We start from the raw sequence: 21,115 nt of genomic DNA, 5'->3' as shown, positions 1-21,115 counted from the left end.
CGAGGGTCAATTGCAAATAGCATCGAGACATTCCAAAATCTCCAAAGGGAAGCCATTGTTTTTCTGGCATGTCGCGCTTGGAAATAGAATGTACCCGGCTACATACAAAGATCGCATAAGATAGATTATGGAACTAAAAGACGTACCCAAACCACTATTCAGCCGCCTGCATCTCCGGCTGCGGCCATCGCAGCAGCGCTTCCCGTCCAGCATCCGTCAAGCCATAGACGCCTCTGTCGAGCCGCTCGAACCAGCCGTAGACATTGGACTGCAGGATCTTGCCTGCCTCCGGCACGCCGGCCCTGATATCGCGCATGCGCAACGGTCCTGACGTCAGCGCTGCCGCACAGCCGAGCGCCTGCTGGCGATACGCGGTCATGACTGGCGCACGCGTGCTGCCGCCGAGCGCCGGATCGCCGCGCCGTTTCTGGTGCTCGCGCATAAGCCTCGAACGTCGCTTCGGATTGGTCCGCGGCATTGGCGATACGGAACCGACGATGATGCTGACGTCGCCGGCGTCGGAAATGCCGAGCATGCCGATGCCGAGCCTGCGGCAGAGATCGCGATAGCGCTTGTCGGCCTCGCGGCCTTTGCCCTTGGCTGAAATTCGGGCCGCGATCCAGACCTCGTCCGAGACGGCCGCACGGTCAACGGCCTGCAGGATCAATTCGAGATTGAAGCTCATCTTCAGTTCGCAGACCACGACCACAGGCGGATCATCATCGCTCAAGCCGACCAGATCGCAGCCGCCGACTTCGCCCTTGACGACGTAACCAGCCTTTTCGAGGAAGCCTTTGACGGGCAGATAAAGCGAAGTTTCCATGGGCCTGCAGATCGAAGAAACGAATCGTTCGATAATCTACATCGATCCGCTGATACGGGACACCGCATCGATGGCCATCAGCCGGATTACGCGTAATGACCGTGGATGGCCATCAACGCACCCGTTCGCAGGTTGACGGAAAACCCTCAAGACGCTAGCACGCTCGAAGCGTATTCCCGGGGGTAATTCAACATGGATATTTTCACAGCGGCCGGTTTGACGGCTCTGCTGCAGGTCATTGCTATCGACCTTGTTCTCGCCGGCGACAATGCCGTCGTCATCGGCCTTGCTGCTGCCGGCCTGGAAGCCGCGCAGCGCCGCAAGGCGATCCTTGTCGGCATTGTGGCGGCAACGGTGCTCCGCATCCTGTTCGCTTCTGTCGCAGTCTATCTTCTGGCGATTGTCGGCCTTCTGCTTGCCGGCGGCTTGCTGTTGCTCTGGGTCTGCTGGAAGATGTGGCGCGAGCTGCGTGCCGGCCACCGCGAAGACCATTCGGCCGAAGCCAGCGCACCAGCGCCGAGGAAGACCTTCTTCCAGGCTGCGACACAGATCGTCATCGCGGACGTTTCCATGTCGCTCGATAACGTGCTTGCCGTTGCCGGCGCCGCCCGCGAACATCCGAGCGTGCTGGTGCTAGGCCTCGGTCTTTCCATTGCGCTGATGGGCATCGCCGCGAACTTTATCGCCCGGCTGCTCAACAAACATCGCTGGATCGCCTATGTCGGCCTGCTGATCATCCTCTATGTCTCGCTGGACATGATCCATCGTGGATACGTCGAGATTGCGCCTTATATCGGCAGCTAAACCTCGACTTCGAAGCTCATCTGATCGAACGCCGGCACCACATGGTCCGGCGTTTGCGCCATGACCACGTCGTAGTCGAGCGGCGTGTGCATGTGCGTCAGGATCGCCCGCCTGGGCTTCAGCCGCTCGATCCAGTCCAGCGACTGTTCCAGCGAAAGATGGCTCGGATGGTAGACATATTGCAGAGCATCGATGATCAATATGTCGAGGTTCTGTAGCTTCTCCACCGTCTGTGGCGGGAAATCGCTGACATCGCTGCAATAGGCCACATCCCCGATACGGAAGCCAAGCGAATGGATCTCGCCGTGCTGTTGCAGAAGCGGCATGCAAGCGATCGTCCCGCCCCGCCCGTGGATTTCGACGGGCTTTTCCAGATCCTCGATCACGATCGGCAGTGCAATCGGCGGATAGTTGCTGCCCGGCGGCGTCTCCAGGCAATAGCCGAAGGCCTCCCGCAGTCTGTCCATGGTGAACGGCTCGGCAAAGATCGGCACGCGCCGGCGGGTGTTGTGGAAATAACCGCGCAGATCGTCGATGCCGTGAATATGGTCGGCATGCGGATGGGTGTAGAGGACCGCATCTATATGGCCGACCCCTGCCCTGATCATCTGTTCGCGGAAATCCGGGCCGGTATCGACCACGACCGCCGTCTCAGCACCATCAGCGGCGAACTGCTGGATCATGAAGGATGCGCGCGTCCGGCGGTTCTTCGGATTGGCTGGATTGCAAGCGCCCCAGTCACCGGTGATGCGCGGCACGCCGGGCGACGACGAACAGCCGAGAATGGTGAACCGCTGCCGCCGTGACACGCCGCTAGATCCTCGGCATCTTCGAAAACAGCCGGAAAGCGTTATCTGTGGTGATCCGAGCCATATCCTCGTAAGGAAGGCCGATCGTATCGGCCAATACTTCGGCCGTATTCACCACGTAGGACGGCTCGTTGCGCTTGCCGCGCCAGCGCTTCGGCGCCAGATAGGGCGCATCGGTTTCGACGAGCAGCCGCTCATGCGGAATGGTCTTGGCGATTTCGCGCAGCTCTTCCGATTTCGGGAAGGTCAGGATGCCCGAAAAGGAAATATAGCCACCGAGTTCCACACCGGTCTTTGCAAGCTCGGGACCGGCCGAGAAGCAATGCAGAATGAAGGGAAAGGCCCCCTTCCCCGTTTCCTCGGTCAGGATCGCAGCCATGTCGGCATCGGCGCTGCGGCTGTGGATGACGAGCGGAAGCTGCGTCTCCCGAGCGGCTGCAATATGGCGCCGAAAGCCGGTCCGCTGGTCCTCAGGCTTCTGCGTGTCGTAGAAATAGTCGAGACCCGCCTCACCGATCGCCACGACCTTCTGATGGGCATTGGCAAGGCGAACCAAGTCTTCCGTCTGGATATCCAGCTCGTCACCCGCATTGTTGGGATGCGTGCCGACCGAGCAGAAGACGGAAGGATATGTCTCGGTGATAGCGAGCAGCCCGTCGAGCTTGCGCACGCGGGTGCAGATCGTCACCATCTGCGCAACGCCGACCGCATGGGCGCGTGCCACGATCTCGTCGCGCTCCGCTTCGAAATCGGCAAAGTCCAGATGGCAATGCGTATCGATCAACACAGCTTTAAGCCTCCGGAGCCACGTAGCGCGGGAAGACCGGCTTCGGTGTTTCCAGCGGCGTTCCCGGCACCAGACGGCCGGCTTCGCCGAGCGCTGCGAAGTCTCTGCTGTCAGCAGGCGCAACGACGAGATCGAGCAGCTTGCCAGCCGATTCCGGCACGAAAGGCTGCAGCAGAATGGCGATCTGGCGCACGACTTCGGCCGTTACATAGAGCACGGTGCCCATGCGCGCCGGATCGGTCTTCTTCAGCGCCCAGGGCTCCTGGCCGGCGAAATAGCGGTCGGTTTCGGAGACGACGGCAATGATCGATGCTAGTGCGCGGTGGATGAGCTGCTTGCCCATGTCCTCGCGCGTCGAGGCATGCAACGCGTCGGCCTGCGCCAGCATCGCCTTGTCCTCATCCGTCAGCGGTCCGCATTCCGGGATCTTGCCGTCGCAGTTCTTGACGATCATCGACAGTGAGCGGCTGGCAAGGTTGCCTATGCCGTTGGCGAGGTCGGAATTGATGCGCGTGCCGATCGCCTCTTCGCTGTAGCTGCCGTCCTGGCCAAAGGAGACTTCGCGCAGGAAGAAGTAGCGCACCTGATCCAGGCCGAAATGGTTCACCAGATTGACGGGATCGACGACATTGCCGAGCGACTTCGACATCTTCTCGCCCTTGTTGAGCAGGAAGCCATGGGCAAAGACGCGCTTCGGCAGCGGCAGCTTCGCCGACATCAGGAAGGCCGGCCAGTAGACGGCATGGAAGCGAATGATGTCCTTGCCGATGATATGCACATCGGCCGGCCAGTATTTCGCCCGCGGTCCGTTGCGGTCTTCGATATAGCCGGTCGCGGTGATGTAGTTCGTCAGCGCGTCGACCCAGACATACATGACATGCGAGGGGTCGTTCGGCACCTTGATGCCCCAGTCGAAGGTCGTACGCGAAATCGACAGGTCCTTGAGGCCGGATTTGACGAAGGAGATCACCTCGTTGCGGCGCTCGGCCGGGCCGATGAAATCGGGGTTCTCCTCATAGTGCTTCAGCAGCCGGTCTTGGTATTCGGAGAGCTTGAAGAAGTAGCTTGCCTCTTCCACCCATTCGACCGGCGTGCCCTGCGGCCCGTAGCGCACGCCGTCGGCGCGCAGCTCGGTTTCGTTTTCCTGGTAATAGGCTTCGTCGCGCACGGAGTACCATCCGGCATAGGAATCCTTGTAGACGTCGCCATTCTCGGCCATCAGGTTCCAGATGTTCCGCGAGGTCTCATGGTGACGCTCCTGCGTGGTGCGGATGAAGTCGTCGTTCGAAGCGTTCAGCAGCTTCGCCATCGCCTGGAATTCACCGGAATTGCGGTCGGCAAGCGCCTGCGCCGTGATGCCTTCGGCGCGCGCCGTCTGCTGCATCTTCTGGCCGTGTTCGTCCGTCCCCGTCAGAAAGAAGACATCCTTGCCGTCGAGGCGCTGGTAGCGCGCCATGGCATCGGTCGCGATCAGTTCATAGGCATGGCCGATATGCGGCTTGCCGTTGGGGTAGGAGATCGCGGTCGTGATGTAGAAGGGGGTCTTGTCTGTCATGGCGGCCAATTCCGGCTTACTCTATAAAAATCGTCAGCCGCTATTAGCGCATGTCTCGCACAAGCGAAACATCAAGTTTCGCAGCCGCCTACGATTTCAAAGACGCGCGGTGGCGAGCTTGACTCGCGTTCTGGCGCAATCTACCCCTTCTCCCACAAGAGGGCGGGACGGAAGCAAAGTGCCATTTTTCATCGATCGGAATAGTCATGGCCGCGCGCCCTCAGAGGCGCGCATTTGACGTTCGAGCCTCTCTATTCTCTGTCCGGTCTCGTAGTGGGAGCGCTGGTCGGCATCACCGGCGTCGGCGGCGGATCGCTGATGACGCCCCTGCTCGTGCTCCTCTTCGGCGTCCATCCGGCGACGGCCGTCGGAACCGATCTTCTCTATGCTGCCATTACCAAGACGGCCGGCACTGCCGTCCACGGCATGCATGGGCGCGTCAACTGGAAGATCGTCGGCAGTCTTGCAGCCGGCAGCGTTCCGGCCGCGCTTCTGATGCTCTGGCTGATGGCCGGTGTCGATCGCAAGAGCATCGGCGTGACCAGCACCATCACCACGGCACTTGGCTGGCTTCTGGTCATGACCGCGATCATGCTCGTATTCCGCAGCCAGATTCTCGGATTCGCCCGCCGCGCCATCGGCGATCGCATGCCTCCCAAGCCGGCAACAGTCGCAGTCTTTACCATTGTTCTGGGTTTTGTGCTCGGCGTGCTCGTCACCCTGACCTCCGTCGGCGCCGGCGCCCTCGGCGTCACGATCCTGCTCATCCTCTATCCGCGGCTCGATGTGCGTGAGATCGTCGGCTCCGACATCGTCCATGCGGTGCCTCTGACGCTGATCGGTGGCATGGGATACTGGATCATCGGAGAGATCGACTGGGCGATGCTGCTTGCCCTGCTTGCAGGCTCCATTCCCGGCATCATCGCCGGCAGCCTTCTTGCGCCGAAACTGCACGAGCGGACCATCCGTATCGTGCTGGCCGTCACGCTTGCGATCGTCGCCTGGAAGTTGCTGGCCGGCTGACCAGGGCAATTCCAACAAGAGTTTGCAGCGGTTTGGGGTCCGGAATTGCATAAAAATAAAGAGGTTGAACGTGCTTGGTGCGTCCGAATGGACACAGGACGCTCTACGGGCGGGGCTGCTTGATGTCGGAAAGAACTTCCATGATCGTCTGCTTGCGATCGAGATTATAGGCGTCGGACACGGTCAGCTTCTCGGTGATGTCGGAATAGAGCCGAGCCAGGCGTTCGGCCGCTGCAATTCGTCCCTCGCCTGCCGCAATGCGCGCGCGGTTCATCACATCATCACCCACATGGCTCACGAAGAAATCGAAGATAGTGTCGCTTTCCTTGCCCGAAAGCGCATCCGCAAGCCGGTGCATGGCCTTGCGCGCCGCAGGCCCTTCGGAGAACAGAACCGCGTTATAGGCTTCGATAATATCCCCGCCGCCATAGTTCAGCAATTTTAGCGCCTCGCCCACGCTGCCCTTTGCAGCAGAGAGCAGAGCCTGCCCCTCCCCCTGAATACCGAGATGGGCAAGTGCGGAAATCAGCGCTTCATCGTCGAGCGGCGCAAGCTTCAGCGGCAGGCAGCGCGAGCGGATCGTCGGCAGCAGCTTTCCCGGCGCATGCGACAGAACAAGGAACATCGCCCGCTTCGGCGGCTCTTCGAGGATCTTCAGGATGGCGTTTGCAGCGTTCCGGTTCATATCGTCGGCGGGGTCGATGATGACGATACGCCAGTTGCCGGTGCCCGAGGTCTGCGAGAAGAACTTGCCGGCCCGGCGCACCTCGTCGACGGTGATCGCCGATTTCACCTTCCCGGTCTTCTCATCGACCGGCCGCGACAGATGCAGGAGATTGTGCGACGCGCCCGCGGTAATCTGCCGGCTGACCGCTGAGTTGAGATCCGGATCGCCAATCCGCAGCGGCGCGCTCGCCGGATCGGGATGCGACAGCACATGGTTGGCGAAGCGGAAGGCGAGCGTCGCCTTGCCGATGCCCTCGGGTCCTTCGATCAGGATCGCATGATGTCCCTTGCCGGAGCGATAGAACTGCGCCAGGAAATCCTCGGCCTCTTCATGGCCGAAGAGCTTCGTGTTCTCGGCCGGCCATATGGCGCCGTCAAGAAGTCCGGGCCTGTCGTCACTCATGATGCGCGGCTTCCGGCATCCGTTGCCCTTCGGCGGCAGGTCTCAGCAGCTGTCTGACGATTGTGAGGATCTCGGAAGCGATTGCCTCCTCGGGCAGCGTGGCGTTGACGACATGGCAGCGCTCCGGCTCGCGCGCGGCGATATCGAGATAGGCTTCGCGTCGCTTCTCATGCGTTTCGAGCGTTTCCTTCTCGAAACGGTCAGGACCACCGGCGTTTCGCTTGATAACGCGCTCAAGCCCCAGCTTGGCGGGAATATCGAGGATCAGCGTACAGTCGGGCATGACACCGTTGATGGCGATGCGCTGCAGCGTCTCGATGAATTCCGCCTCCAGATTGCCGGTGACACCCTGATAGACGCGTGAGGAATCCATGAAGCGGTCGCAAAGCACGATCTTGCCCTTGTAAAGCGCCGGCCGGATGACCTCTTCCACGTGGTCGTTACGGGCCGCAGCAAAGAGGATCGCCTCCATACGGGTGCCGAAGGCTTCCGCAGCGCCTGAAAGCAGCACGTGGCGCACCGCTTCGGCTCCCGGTGAGCCGCCGGGTTCCCGGGTCAGCAACACGTCATGGCCTTCGGCCTTCAGGGCTTCGGCAAGGCGGCGGATCTGCGTGGACTTCCCAGCGCCCTCTCCGCCTTCAAACGTAACGAACAATCCCGTACCGGACGACAATGACACTTTCCCGCATTCTGAGCGCCGCGCTCTTCCTCTATCTATCCGAAGATAGTGCGGAACGAAACCTTTTGCCGCGGCGACATATTCACCTTTCCCGGCAAATTGCGGGAGAATTCGCCCGCAACACGGGTTTCAGCTCTGCTCGGAGGTGTCCCAGAGCCAGGAGAAGAACAGCGATTCGCCAAGCTCGAGGAGCGCGTCTATCGCCCGGCTGCTGAGTGATCCCACCTCGACGGATTGCACCGTATAGAGCGGCACCTCACGCAGCATCCTGTTGCCGGAAACGATGCGAAGCGTGCCGACCTCCGTATCGGCCTTCACAGGCGCCATCAACGGCCAGCGATAGACGATGCGGGCCGCAAGCCGGTCCGGATTGTTGATAGGAACATAGACGCTGACCGGGGCCTTGGCGACGAGATCGACCGTGCGCGCCGTGCCGCCATAGACGCTTGCAGCACCGATCACTTCCTTGTCGGCAAAGACCTGGTGGCTCTCGAAGGCCGTCAGCCCCCATTCCAGCACCCGCTTGGCTTCTTCCGTGCGCTCCTTGTCGGAGGCGATGCCCGCAAGTGCCACGAAGAGCCGCCGTCCGTCGCGCTGCACCGAGGCGACGATCGAATAGCCCTCGCCTTCCGTAAAGCCCGTCGCCAGCCCGTCAGCGCCGAGATCCATGCCGAGCAGCGGATTGCGGTTACGCTGGAAGATCTTGTTCCACTCGAAATCCGGCTGGGCGAAATAGGGATAGAGATTGGGATAGGAAGCCTGCAGGTCGACGGCGAGCGTCACCAATTCCCTGGCTGTCACCTTGCTCTTGCCGTCGGGAATCCCGGTGGAATTGCCGAAGATGGCTTTTTCCATGCCGAGATCGCGGGCGCGCCGGGTCATCGATGCCGCAAACTGGTCCTCGCTGCCGGCCATGCCCTCGGCGAGGATAATGCAGCCGTCATTGGCGCCCTGGATCGCAACGCCCTTGATCAGATCTTCGACACGGACCTTCGATTTCAGCGCCGCAAACATCGTGGCCGCCCGCGAAGGCGCGCCGCCCGTGCGCCAGGCATATTCGGAGACGGGGTATTCGGTATCGAGCGAAATCTGACCCTTGCTGACGGCACTGAAAACGAGGTCCATCGTCATCAGCTTGGCAAGCGAAGCGGGCGCGAAGACCTGGTTCTCGTTCTTGGCGAGAAGCACCGTTCCGGTCGAAGCTTCGATCATATAGGCCTGAGCGGCCTTGGTGACGAATCCGGCCTCGGTGCCTTCTGCGGCAACGGCTGCGGACGCAGGCAAAAGCAGGCATGCAAGGAGGCGAAGCAGCGGCTTCAACATCGCTAATCCCATTGATCGTGCGGGTTGTTTCAGGAGGGTAAAGCGAGCCGGAAGCCGATGCAATTACACTTTCTTGTGCGTTTTTATCGCGCCTTTGCAGCGCCGCCATTCTGTCGCTTGAAGGACGCGAGGATCGATTCCTGCGTCAGCCCGTCATTGCGCACCATCACGGCGTCGAAGGCGAGCGGAACGTTCACGACGACTGCCTCCTGATAGTTCATGGCAAGCGACGTGCCCTTTGACCAGCCATTCGGGCGCTCATAGGGAATGGGACCGATATCCGGCAGAACCACCATCTGCTGCATCGCCTGTCCGCCATTGGCGAAGGCTGGCGGCGTCAGGAAATGACCGCCTGCCGGCGCCTGCATCGGCACGGGGGCCAGTTGCGGAGCCGGAGCTGCATTATACTTGGCGCTCTGTGTAGAGCCCGGATACTTGGCGCCCGGATATTTGGCGCTCGGCGTGGAGCCTGCATAGGCTGTCGAGGAGAATGGTACCGGTACGCTGGCAGGCGAAGGACTGGAATAGTCGCCAAGGCTCTGCAACTGGTCGCCGGTGATCTTCTTGCTGTTGGAGGCAACCATCACGCCTGTCGCGATCTGGCCCCCGCCCGGATAGACGCCCGGAATACGGCTACCCTTCGGAACATAGGATGCCATTAGATATGGCATATCGTGGCCGTCGAGCGGCGCTCTCCCGACATACTGCACGCGAACATTGCCTGTGCCGCTGTGCTGCAGGTCGAGCATGGACGCCGTCTTGTTGGAAAGGTCGATGATGCGGCCTTCATGGTACGGGCCGCGGTCGTTGACGCGCACGATCACAGACGAACCGTTTTCCGTATTGGTCACACGTGCGTAGCTCGGCAGCGGAAAGGTCGGATGCGCGGCGGAAAGATGCATCTGGTCGTAGACTTCGCCATTCGCCGTCAGGCGTCCGTGGAAAGCAGACCCATACCAGGAAGCGATACCCACCTTGTTATAGGAGTAATCCTCCTTGGGGTAGTACATCTTGCCCTTCACCACATAGGGGTTGCCCACCATATAGCGGCCGCCGCCCTTCGGGATATTGCTGCCGTTGGCAACGCGCGGGCTGGCTTTGACGCCATATTCGCTTTCGGAGAAATATTCCTTGCCGTGGGATTTTTTCTTGGGAACCGCCTGTGTCGTGCCGCAGGCCGCCACTGTTGCGCACATGGCCGATATTGCCAGCCACCGTGCCGTCGCTGCGAAAGACGCCGCCCCGTAATTTAGTTTCATATGCCCCACGCCACTCAAGACCGTTTTATGGTTAAGGAACTCACTCGTGAATGAGTTGGAGCTGCCTTATTCCCCGCCTGCCTAACGAGACTTTAATCTTGTGGATATCGTGGCGAATTTGCGAACGATTTCGTGACGATAGGCCAAATTCTAATAGTTATGGTTAATGTTTGGTTGAATTTAACCTGTGCGGGAATGGAATAGTGGCATTTACCCCCCGCATCGGATGGTTTCGCTTCGTGACAGAACCGTTCCGGGTGGAGCTGTCACCCGCCCCGCAATGGGGCATTTCTTCCTGATTGCTGCTCGATATGCCAGAGTAAGTTGACGCTGAAGTTCGAACCGCTATAAAGCCTGCCAAACCGCGATTTGGTTGTCGACGGAAGCAGTCTTCGTCAAGAACGATTTCTTTCCGGCAAAGACCAGCCAGATCAGTTGGATGGAAGAGTGTCCGAGTGGTTTAAGGAACCGGTCTTGAAAACCGGCGTGCGGGAAACCGTACCGTGGGTTCGAATCCCACCTCTTCCGCCATCTCCGTCGTGTCCGCCACGGCGCGATATCCTGCGATGTAGCTGCCCGGTCACCGACTCTAGCCGCCTGGTCGCCGCCAGGGGCTTGGCAAAAGCTGATATATCTTCGGCCTTACGCATCCGGCATGATCTCCGTCTCTTCTGTGAACCGACTCAAGCAGATATCGGTGGAATGTCGTCACGCCTGCGGGCCATCGCCTTTATACTGCAATTTGCCGAGCAGTTTCTGGAGAGCCGTGCGTAATTCCTCAAGAGCGCCCTCGCCGAGAAGTTGTGCCCAAACTTCCTCGACGCGCTTGCCAGTCGCCATGGCGAGCGGACGTATTTTGTTCCCGCGTTCAGTGAGGAAAACCAGCCGCGCGCGCTTGTCGCTCGGATGCGGCCGCCGCTCGACGTAACCAAGCTTTTCCAGCTCTTCCACAGCTTGCGCCATGGATTGTTTGCGCACGCCTGCCTTTACTGTGAGTTCGGATACCTGAATCCCTTCGGGCGGCACGAAGCTGAAGACATTTGCGTGATGCGGCCGGATGTCGCCAAAGCCGGATTGATCCAGCGCCTCGTCTACCGCCGACGAAAAATGCTGGTGCGCGATCCGTAGCAAAACACCCAAGGACTGAGGGATGGAATTTTCCGACATATTGACAGGTTCCTGTCTATCTTGATTATATAGACAGGCACCTTACTAAATTCGCCGCAAGGGATAAAGCCATGCCTTCACTGCCGATTCTCGAATCTACGATATTCCACCGCGAATCCGGGACCGGAACCCCCTTCGTGTTCCTCCACGGCAATCCCACCTCGTCGCATGTCTGGCGGAATGTCATTGCGAACATCGGATCGCCCGCTCGCAGCCTTGCTCCCGATCTCATCGGCATGGGCCAATCCGGCAAACCCGACATCGCCTACCGCTTTGCGGACCATGCGCGATATCTCGATGCCTGGTTCGACGAGCTGGCCCTCGATCAAGTCGTGCTGATCGGCCACGATTGGGGCGGCGGGCTCGCCATGGATTGGGCCGCACGTCATCCCGGCCGCGTCCGTGGCCTCGTTGTCATGGAAACAATCCTGCGGCCAATGACGTGGGATGATTTTCCGGGAGGGCAGCGCACAAGATATGAGACCTTGCGCGCACCCGGAAGCGGCGAAGCCAAAATCCTCGACGAGAATTTCTTCATTGAGCAGGCGCTCAAGGTCACCGTGCAATCGGGCCTGAGCCAGGAAGAACACGACATCTACCGGCAACCCTATCCGACTCGCGAGAGCAGGCGTCCACTGCTTGCCTGGCCGAGAGAAATGCCGATCGAGGGTCAGCCCGCCGATACGGTCAAGCGCATCGAAGACTATAATGCCTGGCTCAGCTTGTCGCCGGATATCCCGAAATTGCTGCTGACTTTCGAAGGTTCAGAGGAGACCCTTATGATCGGGCCGAAAATGATCGGTTGGGCACGGGAGAACATGTCGTCTCTCGAGATAAAGTCCTGCGGACCGGCCGCTCATGTCTGCCCGGAAGATCAGCCCCAGGCGATTGCGGAAGCCATAGCATCTTGGGCCGACCGTCTTAGGCTTCGGTGACAGGCCCTGATGCGGCCATCCCATTCGCGATGCCAACCGTAGATCAGGAGCGCTCGCCAGATAGATATCGCGTATGGCAAAATATGAACATGTCTGCTCAGGCCCCATCCCAGAGCGAGCATTTTGGAGGGATTTAGAGGGGTATGCCGCAGACATAATTCTCATGTTCATCCGGGCATGGCCCGCCATTGTCATTATAAGTTACCGTTTTCACTTGATGTTATTCTTAGTCTCGGGCCTTGATATACGGTGATGCACAAGGACGAAATGGTTGCCATCCAGGCGAGCTTTCTGTGGCCTTTTGTGTCTGCAAAAATGATTTAATCCCGACATTCCAATTGCTTTACCTCGGTTCAGGGTCCACTTCGCGCCTAGCCCTTTTGGATGAATTGCGAATCGGCAGCTACGCCACGAAAGTGGGTATGCGGCGGTAGTAGGATTACTATGACCGAACCCGATGCGGGGGCTCGCCGAGTATTGAGTGGGAGCCCTCATTTGATTCCCTTCCGCCTTGATGTCGAACCGCTCCTTCGCTCCCGGCACGAGCACCACGTCGATCAACCATCGCCAATCTGGTAGCCCTACATCCAAAGAGTATTGGCTCTCATGACAATGCATGACGTGCTGGTCCTCGAATCCTGTTTCGTCATATTCCCATTTTTGGGATAGCTTTTACCAGCGATAACAGGCGCCGGACTGCGGTCTGAGAGGCCAAAATTCGATCGGAGAGGCCGCCTCACCGCAGTCGGACGATGAGAGGGGAGTTGCATGGTAGAGATACTGGACCTCGACTGCGTCGTCGTCGGTGGAGGCGTCGTGGGGCTTGCGGTGGCGCGCCAACTTGCCATGTCTGGCCGGGAGGTGGTTCTTCTCGAAGCGGAGCCAATGACCGGCAGCGTCACGTCGGCCCGCAACAGCGAGGTCATCCATGCCGGGCTCTACTATGCCACCGGCAGTTTGAAGGCAGAGCTGTGCGTCGCCGGAAAACACAAGCTCTACGACTATTGCCGGGAGCGAAACGTCCCGCATAAGGCTTGTGGCAAACTCGTCGTCGCCTCGAGCGAGGAGGAGCTAGGCTACCTCGAAAAGCTGTCCAGCCAGGCTCATGCAAATGGAGTGGAGGACTGCTATCTGATCGATGCAGCGGAACTCTTCCGCAGGGAACCCCGGATCAGAGGCTTTGCGGCGCTTGTCTCGCCATCGACCGGCATCATCGATAGTCACAGCCTGATGCAGGCATACATCACGGATATAGAGTCCAATGGCGGAGCCATCGTCTGCAATTCGCCCGTCATCGAAGGCGAATTGGCTGCGGATAAAATTCGCTTGTCGGTCGGCGGTCGCGATCCGGTCAGAATTGAAGCGCGCCTCGTGGTGAATGCGGCTGGTCTGAATGCCTGGACGCTTTCTGAAAGGTTGCTGGGCCTGGACGCAAGCACCATCCCGCCACGTCATTACGCCAAGGGATGCTATTTCGCGCTGACAGGCCGCGCGCCCGCAAAGCAGCTGATTTATCCGGTTCCCGAACCCGGCGGTCTCGGTGTGCACCTGACGCTCGATCTCGCGGGCCAGGCCCGCTTCGGTCCGGACGTCGAGTGGGTCGAGGCAATCGACTATGATGTGGATCCGCGCCGCGCGGATAAATTCTATTCCGCAATCCGCCGCTATTGGCCCGATCTGGTGGACGGTGCGCTGCAGCCCGCCTATTCGGGCATCCGTCCGAAAATCGCCGGCCCGGCTGCGGGTGGCGGTGACTTCGTGATCCAGGGGCCGGAGAAAACCGGTCACCCCGCCTATATAGCGCTCTATGGAATTGAAAGTCCCGGCCTGACCGCCTCGCTGGCCATCGGGCAGAAGGTGGCGCGACTTGCCGGTGAGACAAAGCGCTTTGCAGAACCCGCCTGATCGGCAGCCACTCAGCCATCCGGTATAGTTGTCTCAGTAGGCCGCGCGCTTCCTTCGGCCGAGCTCACCATGGCACTCCCAGGCAAGCGAGCGCAATGCCTGCCAGCGGCCTCGCTTCTACTGTTTCGGAATTCATGCAAATCTTATCGTACCCGACTTTGCGATAGAAGTCTCCATCGCGAGCCTGGTTCCAAATGAGCTAATATTAGTTGTAGTGCATGTTGCGTCGCGACAATTTTACTTAAATTTCACGCTGAACTGCTTATTAATAGGCGACTTGTGCAGTTGAGGCGATGAACTGTGCTTGCTTCCGATCAAGGGAGGATTTGATGTTCACGAAGAGTTTGCTGATGCCGGCAGGTTTCGTCGCGCTGGCCTTTTCCGGACCGATGTTTCAGATCGCGGCTCACGCATTTTCCACGCCGGTGACATTGCTTCGTCCCTGACAGCGCTAAGCCGCTGCCACGGCGGAACTTTTTTCGATTGTGCGCGTTTTATCTCACGTTTTGCCTAGGAGGGGAGATTGCCATGGAAAACGAAAGTGTAGGTTGGATTGCAGCTATCATTATCGGCGGCTTCGCCGGATGGCTGGCGGAGAAGTTCATGAACAGCAATATGGGCGTGTTCATGAACATATTGCTCGGTATCATAGGCGCGATCGTCGCCAACTGGATTCTCGGTATCCTTCACATCCAGCCACTCGGCGGCTGGCTCGGATATCTGATCACGGGCTTTGTCGGCGCATGCATTCTGATTGCGATCGGACGCGTCATCCGCCGCTGACCTGACACGGAAAAGACTGAAGGCCGGACGTCAGGCGTCCGGCTTTTTTTCGTCTATCGACGGCTGAGGAGACCGAAGAGATAGGCGACGCCTGCCGTAATGGCGATTGCGGTCAGCGGCTCTTCACGCACCTTGTCGCGGACACGTTCGGTCATGACGGAGGCTTCGTCGGCCACCGCGGTCTTTGCGCCCTGCCCCAATGCGATCACGCTCTCCGAAAGGCGGGCCAGATCCTCGCGTAACGCAGCAACCTGCGCGGACAGATCGTCGGCGGCAACTTCGGCCTTGACGCGCGCAGCGGTGGATTCGGCGGAAGCGGTTTTCAGTTCGGCCATGGTCTGCTCCTGTTTGATGGAATGCGGCTTCAACGAAATGAAGACTGGAAAGGTTCCGCAGCGGTACATCTTTTGTCGCTCGCCGCGGGTTGGCGAAAGCGGGTGCAAGCGCCGCAAGCTTTTCGTGCGACAAGCCTTCATTTCCTCGCAGCTTTGTTTTATGGAACGACGAATGTCTGCCCTTCTGGGCCAATGATAATGCGAGGTTTGCGTTTCCATGTTCCATCTTCTGAGAAGAGCTGCTCAGACCTGGGTTGCCAAGCTGCTCCTGCTCCTGCTCGTCGCGTCCTTCGGCATCTGGGGCGTGTCGCGTGAACTGATAAGCGGCGGCAACAGCACGACGGTGGTCACCGTCGGCGACCAGCATGTGGACGTCAATGAATTCCGCCTCGCCTACCAGCGCCAGGTTGCCCAACTCGGGCAGCAATACGGTGTGCGCCTGACGCCGGAGCAGGCCCGTGCTTTCGGCGTTGAAGAGCAGGTGCTTGCCCAGCTCGTGGCAGGTGCCTCGCTGGACCAGCTTGCCGATGACATGGGCCTCGGCCTTTCCGAAGACCGCCTTGCCCAGCTGATCGGTGACGATCCGGCTTTCAAGGCGCTCAACGGCCAGTTCGACCGCTCGCTTTTCACCTCTCGTCTGCGCAATGCCGGCATCCGGGAAGACGACTATATCAAGGATCGCAGCAAGCAGGCTATCCGCAGCCAGATCATCGAAGCCGTCTCCAACGGCTTCCAGGCGCCTGCGACTCTCGTCAACGCGCTGAAACTCTACGGCAACGAGAGCCGCAGCGTCGATTACCTGCTGCTCACCAACGCCAATATCGAACCGATCAAGGCGCCGGCCGATGACGTGCTCGCCAAGTGGTTCGAAGACGTCAAGCAGCGCTATCGCGCGCCGGAATATCGCAAGATCGCCTATCTGAAGCTTCAGCCTGATGATATCGCCGATCCCAACACGGTCACCGACGATCAGATCAAGGAAGCCTTCGACAAGGCCAAGGCTGCCTACACGACGCCGGAAAGCCGCACGCTGGAGCAGCTCACCTTCGCCAGCAAGGATCTCGCCAATGCGGCTGAAACCGCGCTGAAGAGCGGCACGAGCTTCGATCAGCTTGTCACCGACCAGGGCAAGACTGCAAGCGATGTGCTGCTGGGCGAATTCGCCAAGGACAAGGTTCCGGACCAGGCCGTGGCCGAAGCCGCTTTCGCGGTGAAGACCGATGGCGGCACCACACCTGTCGTCGACGGCACCTTTGGTCCTGTCATCCTGCGTGTGACCAATATCAAGCCGGAGACCACCAAGAGCTTCGATGAGGTCAAGGAAGAGCTCCGCAAACAGCTTTCGGTTGCCAACGCCTCGCAGGAGGTCATCAACGTTCACGACCGCATCGAGGATATGCGCGCAGGCGGTACGTCTCTCGAAGAGATCGCCAACCAGCTCAAGCTGAAGGCTGTCGTCATTGACGCTATCGATATGACGGGTGCAGACAAGGACGGCAATCCGGTCAAGGATATTCCGGCCCAGCAGCAGCTTCTGCCGGAAGCCTTCAAGACCGATGTCGGCGCCGATGCGGTCGCCATTTCCGTCGGCAATGACGGCTATGTCTGGTTCGACGTGCGCGACGTCATGCCGGAACGTGACCGCCCGCTTGCCGAAGTGCGTGACAAGGCCGTTCAGGACTGGACCGCCGAGCAGCAGAAGGCCGAACTTGCCAAAAAGGCCGGCGAACTGAAGGCCGAGGCGCAGAAGGGCACTGCACTTGCCGATATCGCCACCCCACTTGGTATCGCCGTCGAAAGCAAGAGCGGCTTTACCCGCTCGACCGACGATCCGGTTCTCGGCCGCGCCGGCATCAACGCCGCCTTCTCCGGTCCTGTAGATACTGTCGCAACGGCTGTCGGCGCCGATCCGAGCACGCAGATCCTGCTGAAGGTGACTGACGTCAACGAAGAGCCGACGACCGATGCTTTGAACAACCGCGACCAGCAGATCGCCACCATCGCAAATCAGGCTGGTGACGACATTCTCGATCAGATGGTCAACCTGTTGCAGAGCCAGTATGGTACAGAGGTCAACCGGCCCCTCGCCGAACAGGCAACCGTCCGCTAGGGAGAAGCGACGCATGACCGATCTGAAGCCGCTTCTGGCCAAGGCAGCAAGCCGCGAGCCCCTGACCCGTGACGAGGCCCGTCAGGCCTTCGATATCCTGATGTCCGGTCAGGCAACGCCTTCGCAGATCGGCGGCTTCCTGATGGCGCTCCGCGTCCGCGGCGAGACGGTCGACGAGATCGTCGGCGCCGTCACCACGATGCGCTCCAAGATGCTGCGGGTGAAAGCACCCGCCGACGCGATCGATATCGTCGGCACCGGCGGCGATGCCAGCGGTACCTACAACATCTCGACGCTGGCGGCGCTCATCGTCGCCGGCGCCGGCGTTCCGGTCGCCAAGCATGGTAATAGGGCGTTGAGCTCGAAATCTGGTGCCGCCGACAGTCTTGCGGCGCTTGGCGTCAATCTCGAGGTCACCCCGGAGATGATCTCCCGCTGCATCGCCGAAGCCGGTGTCGGCTTCATGTTCGCGCAGCAGCATCATTCCGCCATGCGACACGTCGGCCCGACGCGCGTCGAACTCGGCACGCGCACGATCTTCAACCTGCTTGGTCCCCTCTCCAATCCGGCTGGCGTCAAGCGTCAGCTTCTCGGCGTCTTCGCCCCGCAATGGGTCGTGCCGCTTGCCGAGGTCATGCGCGATCTTGGCTCCGAAAGTGTGTGGGTCGTCCATGGCGACGGCCTCGATGAAATCACCACCACCGGCAAGACCAGCGTTGCCGCGCTTGAGAATGGCCAGATCCGTACTTTCGAGCTGTCGCCGGCCGATTTCGGTGTGGCGCCCTGCGTGCTCGCCGATATCAAGGGCGGCGACGGCACCGTCAATGCCGCAGCGCTGCGCGAGGTGCTCGGCGGCACCAAGAACGCTTACCGCGATATCGCGCTCGCCAATGCCGCCGCCTCGCTCGTCATCGCGGGTAAGGCAGAGACGATCCGTGACGGTATGAAGCTCGCAACGGAATCGCTCGATAGCGGCGCAACGGCATCTGCGCTCGACAAACTGATCGCCGTTTCCAACGATATCGACTAGGATCGTCTCATGACTGATATCCTGAAGAAGATCGAAGCCTACAAGCGCGAGGAAATCTCTGCCGCCAAGGCGAAAACCTCGCTTGCTGATCTGAAGGCTATGCAGGCCGGGCAGTCCGCGCCGCGTGGTTTCCACAAGGCGCTTGTCGCCAAGCGCGATGCCGGCCAGATCGGCCTGATTGCCGAGATCAAGAAGGCTAGCCCGTCCAAGGGCCTTATCCGTCCGGACTTCGATCCGCCGGTGCTGGCAAAGGCTTACGAAGCCGGTGGCGCTGCCTGCCTGTCGGTGCTGACGGATACGCCGAGTTTTCAGGGCGCACCGGAATTCCTGACGGCAGCGCGTGCCGCCTGCGCCCTGCCCGCGCTGCGCAAGGATTTCATGTTCGAGACCTATCAGGTGCATGAGGCCCGCGCCTGGGGTGCTGATTGCATTCTGCTCATCATGGCGTCGCTGACGGACGACGATGCAGAGCGCCTGCAGGATGAGGCCTTCTTGCTCGGCATGGATGTGCTGGTCGAAGTTCACGACGCGCCCGAAATGGAACGCGCTTTGAAGCTGTCTTCGCCGCTCGTCGGTATCAACAACCGCAATCTCCGCACGTTCGAAGTCAGTCTCACGGTCAGCGAGACGCTGGCATCAATGGTTCCTGATGACCGGCTTCTGGTCGGCGAAAGCGGCATCTTCACCAATAAGGATTGCAAGCGCCTGCAGGCCGTTGACATCAATACCTTCCTCGTCGGCGAAAGCCTGATGCGCAAGGAGGACGTGACGGCAGCCACCCGCGCCCTGCTGTTTGGTGAAGCCGCCATCGCGGCTGAATGATATGAGCGGCGAAAAGCTCGGCCTCACGCATATCGGCGCCTCCGGCGAGGCGCATATGGTCGATGTCTCCGACAAGGCCGAGACCGTGCGCATCGCCACTGCCGAGGGCCATGTGAAGATGGCGCCGGAAACGCTTGCGCTCATTCGCGAAGGCAATGCCAAGAAGGGTGACGTCATCGGCACCGCCCGCCTTGCCGGCATCATGGCCGCCAAACGCACCGCCGATCTCATCCCGCTCTGCCATCCGCTGATGCTGACGAAGGTTACAGTCGAGATAGAGGAAGATACCGCCCTGCCCGGCCTGCGCGTCACCGCAACCGCCAAACTCACCGGCAGGACCGGTGTGGAGATGGAAGCGCTGACCGCCGTCTCGGTCGCTTGTCTCACGATCTACGACATGGCCAAGGCGGCCGACAAGGCAATGGAAATCGGAGGCGTCAGGCTGCTCGAAAAATCCGGCGGCAAATCCGGCGATTTTCGCCATCCGGAGGCAAGATGAACCTTCTACCCGTCGCCGAGGCCCAGAGCCGCCTACTCTCCGGCGCCAAGCCCGTTACGGCGTGCGAAACGTTGCCGCTCGCCGAGGCCGAAGGCCGCGTCCTGGCCATTGATCTGACAGCTGACCTGACACAGCCGCCCTTCAACGCATCCGCCATGGATGGCTATGCACTGCGCCGCGAAGATGCGCCGGAGCCAGGCGCCGTGCTGAAAGTCATCGGCATGTCCTCCGCCGGCCACGGCTTCGAGGGAAGCGTCGGTCAGGGAGAGGCTATCAGGATCTTCACCGGTGCGCCCCTCCCATCTGGCGCCGACAGCGTGCTGCTGCAGGAGGATGCGGAGAAGATCGAGGGCGGCATCAGAACCAATTTCCCCGTACGGCAGGGCCAGCATGTGCGCCCCCGCGGCCAGGATTTTGCCGAAGGCGAAGCCGTGCTTCCCGCCGGCACCGTGCTCGATTTCTCGCGGCTGACGGTTGCTGCCGGCATGAACCGGCCAACTGTCGAGGTGCTGCGCCGCCCGCTGATCGCAATCCTCGCAACCGGCGACGAGCTTCTGCCGCCGGGAAGCGCGCCCGGCCCTTCGCAGATCATTGCGTCCAACACGTTCGGTGTTGCAGCCCTTGCCCGCAGGGCCGGCGCCGACGTGCTCGATCTCGGCATCGTGCCCGATGACAAGGCTGAAATTACCGCGGCGATCGACAGGGCGCGGGGCGCGAAGGTCGACGTCATCGTCACGCTCGGCGGAGCTTCGGTCGGCGACCACGATCTGGTGCAGGCCACGTTGATCGAGGCCGGCATGCAGCTCGATTTCTGGCGCATCGCCATGCGCCCCGGCAAGCCGCTGATGGTCGGCAGTTTCGGCGAGACCCACGTGCTCGGCCTGCCCGGCAATCCGGTATCGAGCCTCGTCTGCTCGCTGCTCTTCCTTGAGCCGTTGATCCGCAAGCTCGCCTCCCTGCCGCCGGTGCAGCGCGAGGCAACGGTGGAAGCAGCGGTTACCCTGCGTGCCAATGACCAACGGCAGGACTATGTCCGCGCCAGGCTTTCGAAATCCGCTGCCGGCAATTGGCTGGTCGAACCCTTCGACAAGCAGGATTCATCGATGATGAAAACCTTTGCCCGTTCGGATTGTCTCATCATCCGCCCGCCGCATGCGCCGGAACTGCCGGCAGGGGCCACCTGCCCGGTCATGCTTCTGCGGCCAGATCTTCTCGCGTGACACTTCCGGAAGCGACGGCAATCCAGAAGCAGAGCTGCGCCAGCACGCTCGCTCCGAGAATGACGGTCGCCGCCGCAAGGCCTGGATCGCCGCCGATGCCCGAGCGCGAGCCACGCAA

The 21,115-nt window shown here is 60.4% G+C and carries 21 protein-coding genes and 1 tRNA gene; 11 read left to right on the top strand and 11 right to left on the bottom strand.

The window, feature by feature from the left end; all coding sequences use genetic code 11:
* Window positions 1-154: 154 nt before the first annotated feature.
* Complete coding sequence (locus tag FHT82_RS23515; protein ID WP_183735073.1) at window positions 155-823, bottom strand: DUF2161 domain-containing phosphodiesterase; 669 nt, start codon at window positions 821-823, stop codon at window positions 155-157.
* Between the two features lie 192 nt (window positions 824-1,015).
* Here FHT82_RS23515 and FHT82_RS23510 point away from each other — a divergent pair, with 192 nt between their 5' ends.
* Window positions 1,016-1,627: a TerC family protein gene (locus FHT82_RS23510; protein WP_183735072.1), complete on the top strand. Its 612-nt coding sequence runs from the start codon at window positions 1,016-1,018 to the stop codon at window positions 1,625-1,627.
* Here FHT82_RS23510 and FHT82_RS23505 read toward each other — a convergent pair.
* The 3 genes from FHT82_RS23505 to metG are packed head-to-tail and all read right to left on the bottom strand — an operon-like array spanning window position 1,624 to window position 4,778.
* Window positions 1,624-2,436 carry an MBL fold metallo-hydrolase gene (locus tag FHT82_RS23505; protein ID WP_183735071.1) on the bottom strand — a complete coding sequence of 271 codons (813 nt, stop codon included), beginning with the start codon at window positions 2,434-2,436 and terminating at the stop codon, window positions 1,624-1,626. The two genes, FHT82_RS23510 and FHT82_RS23505, sit on opposite strands and share 4 nt — an antisense overlap.
* A gap of 4 nt (window positions 2,437-2,440) precedes the next feature.
* The gene (locus FHT82_RS23500) at window positions 2,441-3,223 is read right to left on the bottom strand and encodes a TatD family hydrolase (RefSeq protein ID WP_183735070.1); all 783 of its coding nucleotides are present in this window, start codon (window positions 3,221-3,223) and stop codon (window positions 2,441-2,443) included.
* A gap of 4 nt (window positions 3,224-3,227) precedes the next feature.
* Window positions 3,228-4,778, bottom strand: a complete 1,551-nt coding sequence (gene metG, locus FHT82_RS23495; RefSeq protein WP_183735069.1) for a methionine--tRNA ligase — start codon at window positions 4,776-4,778, stop codon at window positions 3,228-3,230.
* A gap of 234 nt (window positions 4,779-5,012) precedes the next feature.
* Between metG and FHT82_RS23490 the strand changes: the two genes are divergently transcribed.
* Window positions 5,013-5,801: a sulfite exporter TauE/SafE family protein gene (locus tag FHT82_RS23490; protein WP_183735068.1), complete on the top strand. Its 789-nt coding sequence runs from the start codon at window positions 5,013-5,015 to the stop codon at window positions 5,799-5,801.
* 103 nt (window positions 5,802-5,904) lie between these two features.
* Here the strand turns inward: FHT82_RS23490 and FHT82_RS23485 are convergent, their stop codons facing one another.
* From FHT82_RS23485 to FHT82_RS23470, 4 genes are all read right to left on the bottom strand, one after another.
* The gene (locus tag FHT82_RS23485) at window positions 5,905-6,930 is read right to left on the bottom strand and encodes a DNA polymerase III subunit delta' (RefSeq protein WP_183735067.1); all 1,026 of its coding nucleotides are present in this window, start codon (window positions 6,928-6,930) and stop codon (window positions 5,905-5,907) included.
* Window positions 6,923-7,603 (bottom strand): dTMP kinase, encoded by a 681-nt coding sequence (tmk, locus tag FHT82_RS23480; protein ID WP_183735066.1) that lies wholly within the window; start codon window positions 7,601-7,603, stop codon window positions 6,923-6,925. The genes FHT82_RS23485 and tmk overlap by 8 nt, the downstream gene beginning before the upstream one ends.
* A gap of 135 nt (window positions 7,604-7,738) precedes the next feature.
* On the bottom strand, window positions 7,739-8,932 hold the full coding sequence (locus FHT82_RS23475; protein WP_183735065.1) for a D-alanyl-D-alanine carboxypeptidase family protein: 1,194 nt from the start codon (window positions 8,930-8,932) through the stop codon (window positions 7,739-7,741).
* Window positions 8,933-9,015: 83 nt separating this feature from the next.
* A complete protein-coding gene (locus FHT82_RS23470; protein WP_183735064.1) occupies window positions 9,016-10,191 on the bottom strand; it encodes a septal ring lytic transglycosylase RlpA family protein in 1,176 nt (391 codons plus the stop codon).
* A 441-nt stretch (window positions 10,192-10,632) separates the two neighbouring features.
* Between FHT82_RS23470 and FHT82_RS23465 the strand changes: the two genes are divergently transcribed.
* Window positions 10,633-10,722: transfer RNA gene (locus tag FHT82_RS23465), tRNA-Ser, on the top strand.
* A gap of 177 nt (window positions 10,723-10,899) precedes the next feature.
* Here the strand turns inward: FHT82_RS23465 and FHT82_RS23460 are convergent.
* Window positions 10,900-11,358, bottom strand: coding sequence for a MarR family winged helix-turn-helix transcriptional regulator (locus FHT82_RS23460; RefSeq protein WP_183735063.1), 459 nt, complete (start codon window positions 11,356-11,358; stop codon window positions 10,900-10,902).
* Between the two features lie 71 nt (window positions 11,359-11,429).
* Between FHT82_RS23460 and FHT82_RS23455 the strand changes: the two genes are divergently transcribed.
* From FHT82_RS23455 to FHT82_RS23445, 3 genes are all read left to right on the top strand, one after another.
* Window positions 11,430-12,293, top strand: a complete 864-nt coding sequence (locus FHT82_RS23455) for a haloalkane dehalogenase (RefSeq protein ID WP_183735062.1) — start codon at window positions 11,430-11,432, stop codon at window positions 12,291-12,293.
* Window positions 12,294-13,061: 768 nt separating this feature from the next.
* The gene (locus FHT82_RS23450) at window positions 13,062-14,198 is read left to right on the top strand and encodes an NAD(P)/FAD-dependent oxidoreductase (protein ID WP_183735061.1); all 1,137 of its coding nucleotides are present in this window, start codon (window positions 13,062-13,064) and stop codon (window positions 14,196-14,198) included.
* A 528-nt stretch (window positions 14,199-14,726) separates the two neighbouring features.
* Window positions 14,727-14,981: a GlsB/YeaQ/YmgE family stress response membrane protein gene (locus FHT82_RS23445; protein WP_183735060.1), complete on the top strand. Its 255-nt coding sequence runs from the start codon at window positions 14,727-14,729 to the stop codon at window positions 14,979-14,981.
* Between the two features lie 53 nt (window positions 14,982-15,034).
* Here the strand turns inward: FHT82_RS23445 and FHT82_RS23440 are convergent, their stop codons facing one another.
* Window positions 15,035-15,316 (bottom strand): hypothetical protein, encoded by a 282-nt coding sequence (locus FHT82_RS23440; RefSeq protein WP_183735059.1) that lies wholly within the window; start codon window positions 15,314-15,316, stop codon window positions 15,035-15,037.
* Window positions 15,317-15,533: 217 nt separating this feature from the next.
* On the opposite strand from FHT82_RS23440, the gene FHT82_RS23435 reads away from it, so the two are divergent.
* From FHT82_RS23435 to glp, 5 genes are read left to right on the top strand one after another with little or no spacing between them, the layout of a single operon-like run.
* The gene (locus FHT82_RS23435; protein WP_183735058.1) at window positions 15,534-17,426 is read left to right on the top strand and encodes a SurA N-terminal domain-containing protein; all 1,893 of its coding nucleotides are present in this window, start codon (window positions 15,534-15,536) and stop codon (window positions 17,424-17,426) included.
* Window positions 17,427-17,439: 13 nt separating this feature from the next.
* On the top strand, window positions 17,440-18,456 hold the full coding sequence (gene trpD / locus FHT82_RS23430; protein WP_183735057.1) for an anthranilate phosphoribosyltransferase: 1,017 nt from the start codon (window positions 17,440-17,442) through the stop codon (window positions 18,454-18,456).
* A gap of 9 nt (window positions 18,457-18,465) precedes the next feature.
* A complete protein-coding gene (gene trpC, locus FHT82_RS23425) occupies window positions 18,466-19,278 on the top strand; it encodes an indole-3-glycerol phosphate synthase TrpC (protein WP_183735056.1) in 813 nt (270 codons plus the stop codon).
* Between the two features lies 1 nt (window position 19,279).
* The gene (gene moaC, locus FHT82_RS23420) at window positions 19,280-19,777 is read left to right on the top strand and encodes a cyclic pyranopterin monophosphate synthase MoaC (RefSeq protein ID WP_183735055.1); all 498 of its coding nucleotides are present in this window, start codon (window positions 19,280-19,282) and stop codon (window positions 19,775-19,777) included.
* A complete protein-coding gene (glp, locus tag FHT82_RS23415) occupies window positions 19,774-20,997 on the top strand; it encodes a gephyrin-like molybdotransferase Glp (RefSeq protein ID WP_183735054.1) in 1,224 nt (407 codons plus the stop codon). The genes moaC and glp overlap by 4 nt, the downstream gene beginning before the upstream one ends.
* Here glp and FHT82_RS23410 read toward each other — a convergent pair.
* A complete protein-coding gene (locus FHT82_RS23410) occupies window positions 20,966-21,115 on the bottom strand; it encodes a hypothetical protein (RefSeq protein WP_183735053.1) in 150 nt (49 codons plus the stop codon). The two genes, glp and FHT82_RS23410, sit on opposite strands and share 32 nt — an antisense overlap.

It is taken from the genome of Rhizobium sp. BK275 (assembly GCF_014193555.1).
In the GTDB taxonomy this organism is placed as follows: Bacteria; Pseudomonadota; Alphaproteobacteria; order Rhizobiales; family Rhizobiaceae; genus Rhizobium.
Note: the sequence above shows the minus strand (reverse complement) of the source record. Positions and strands in the feature narration are given on the sequence as shown.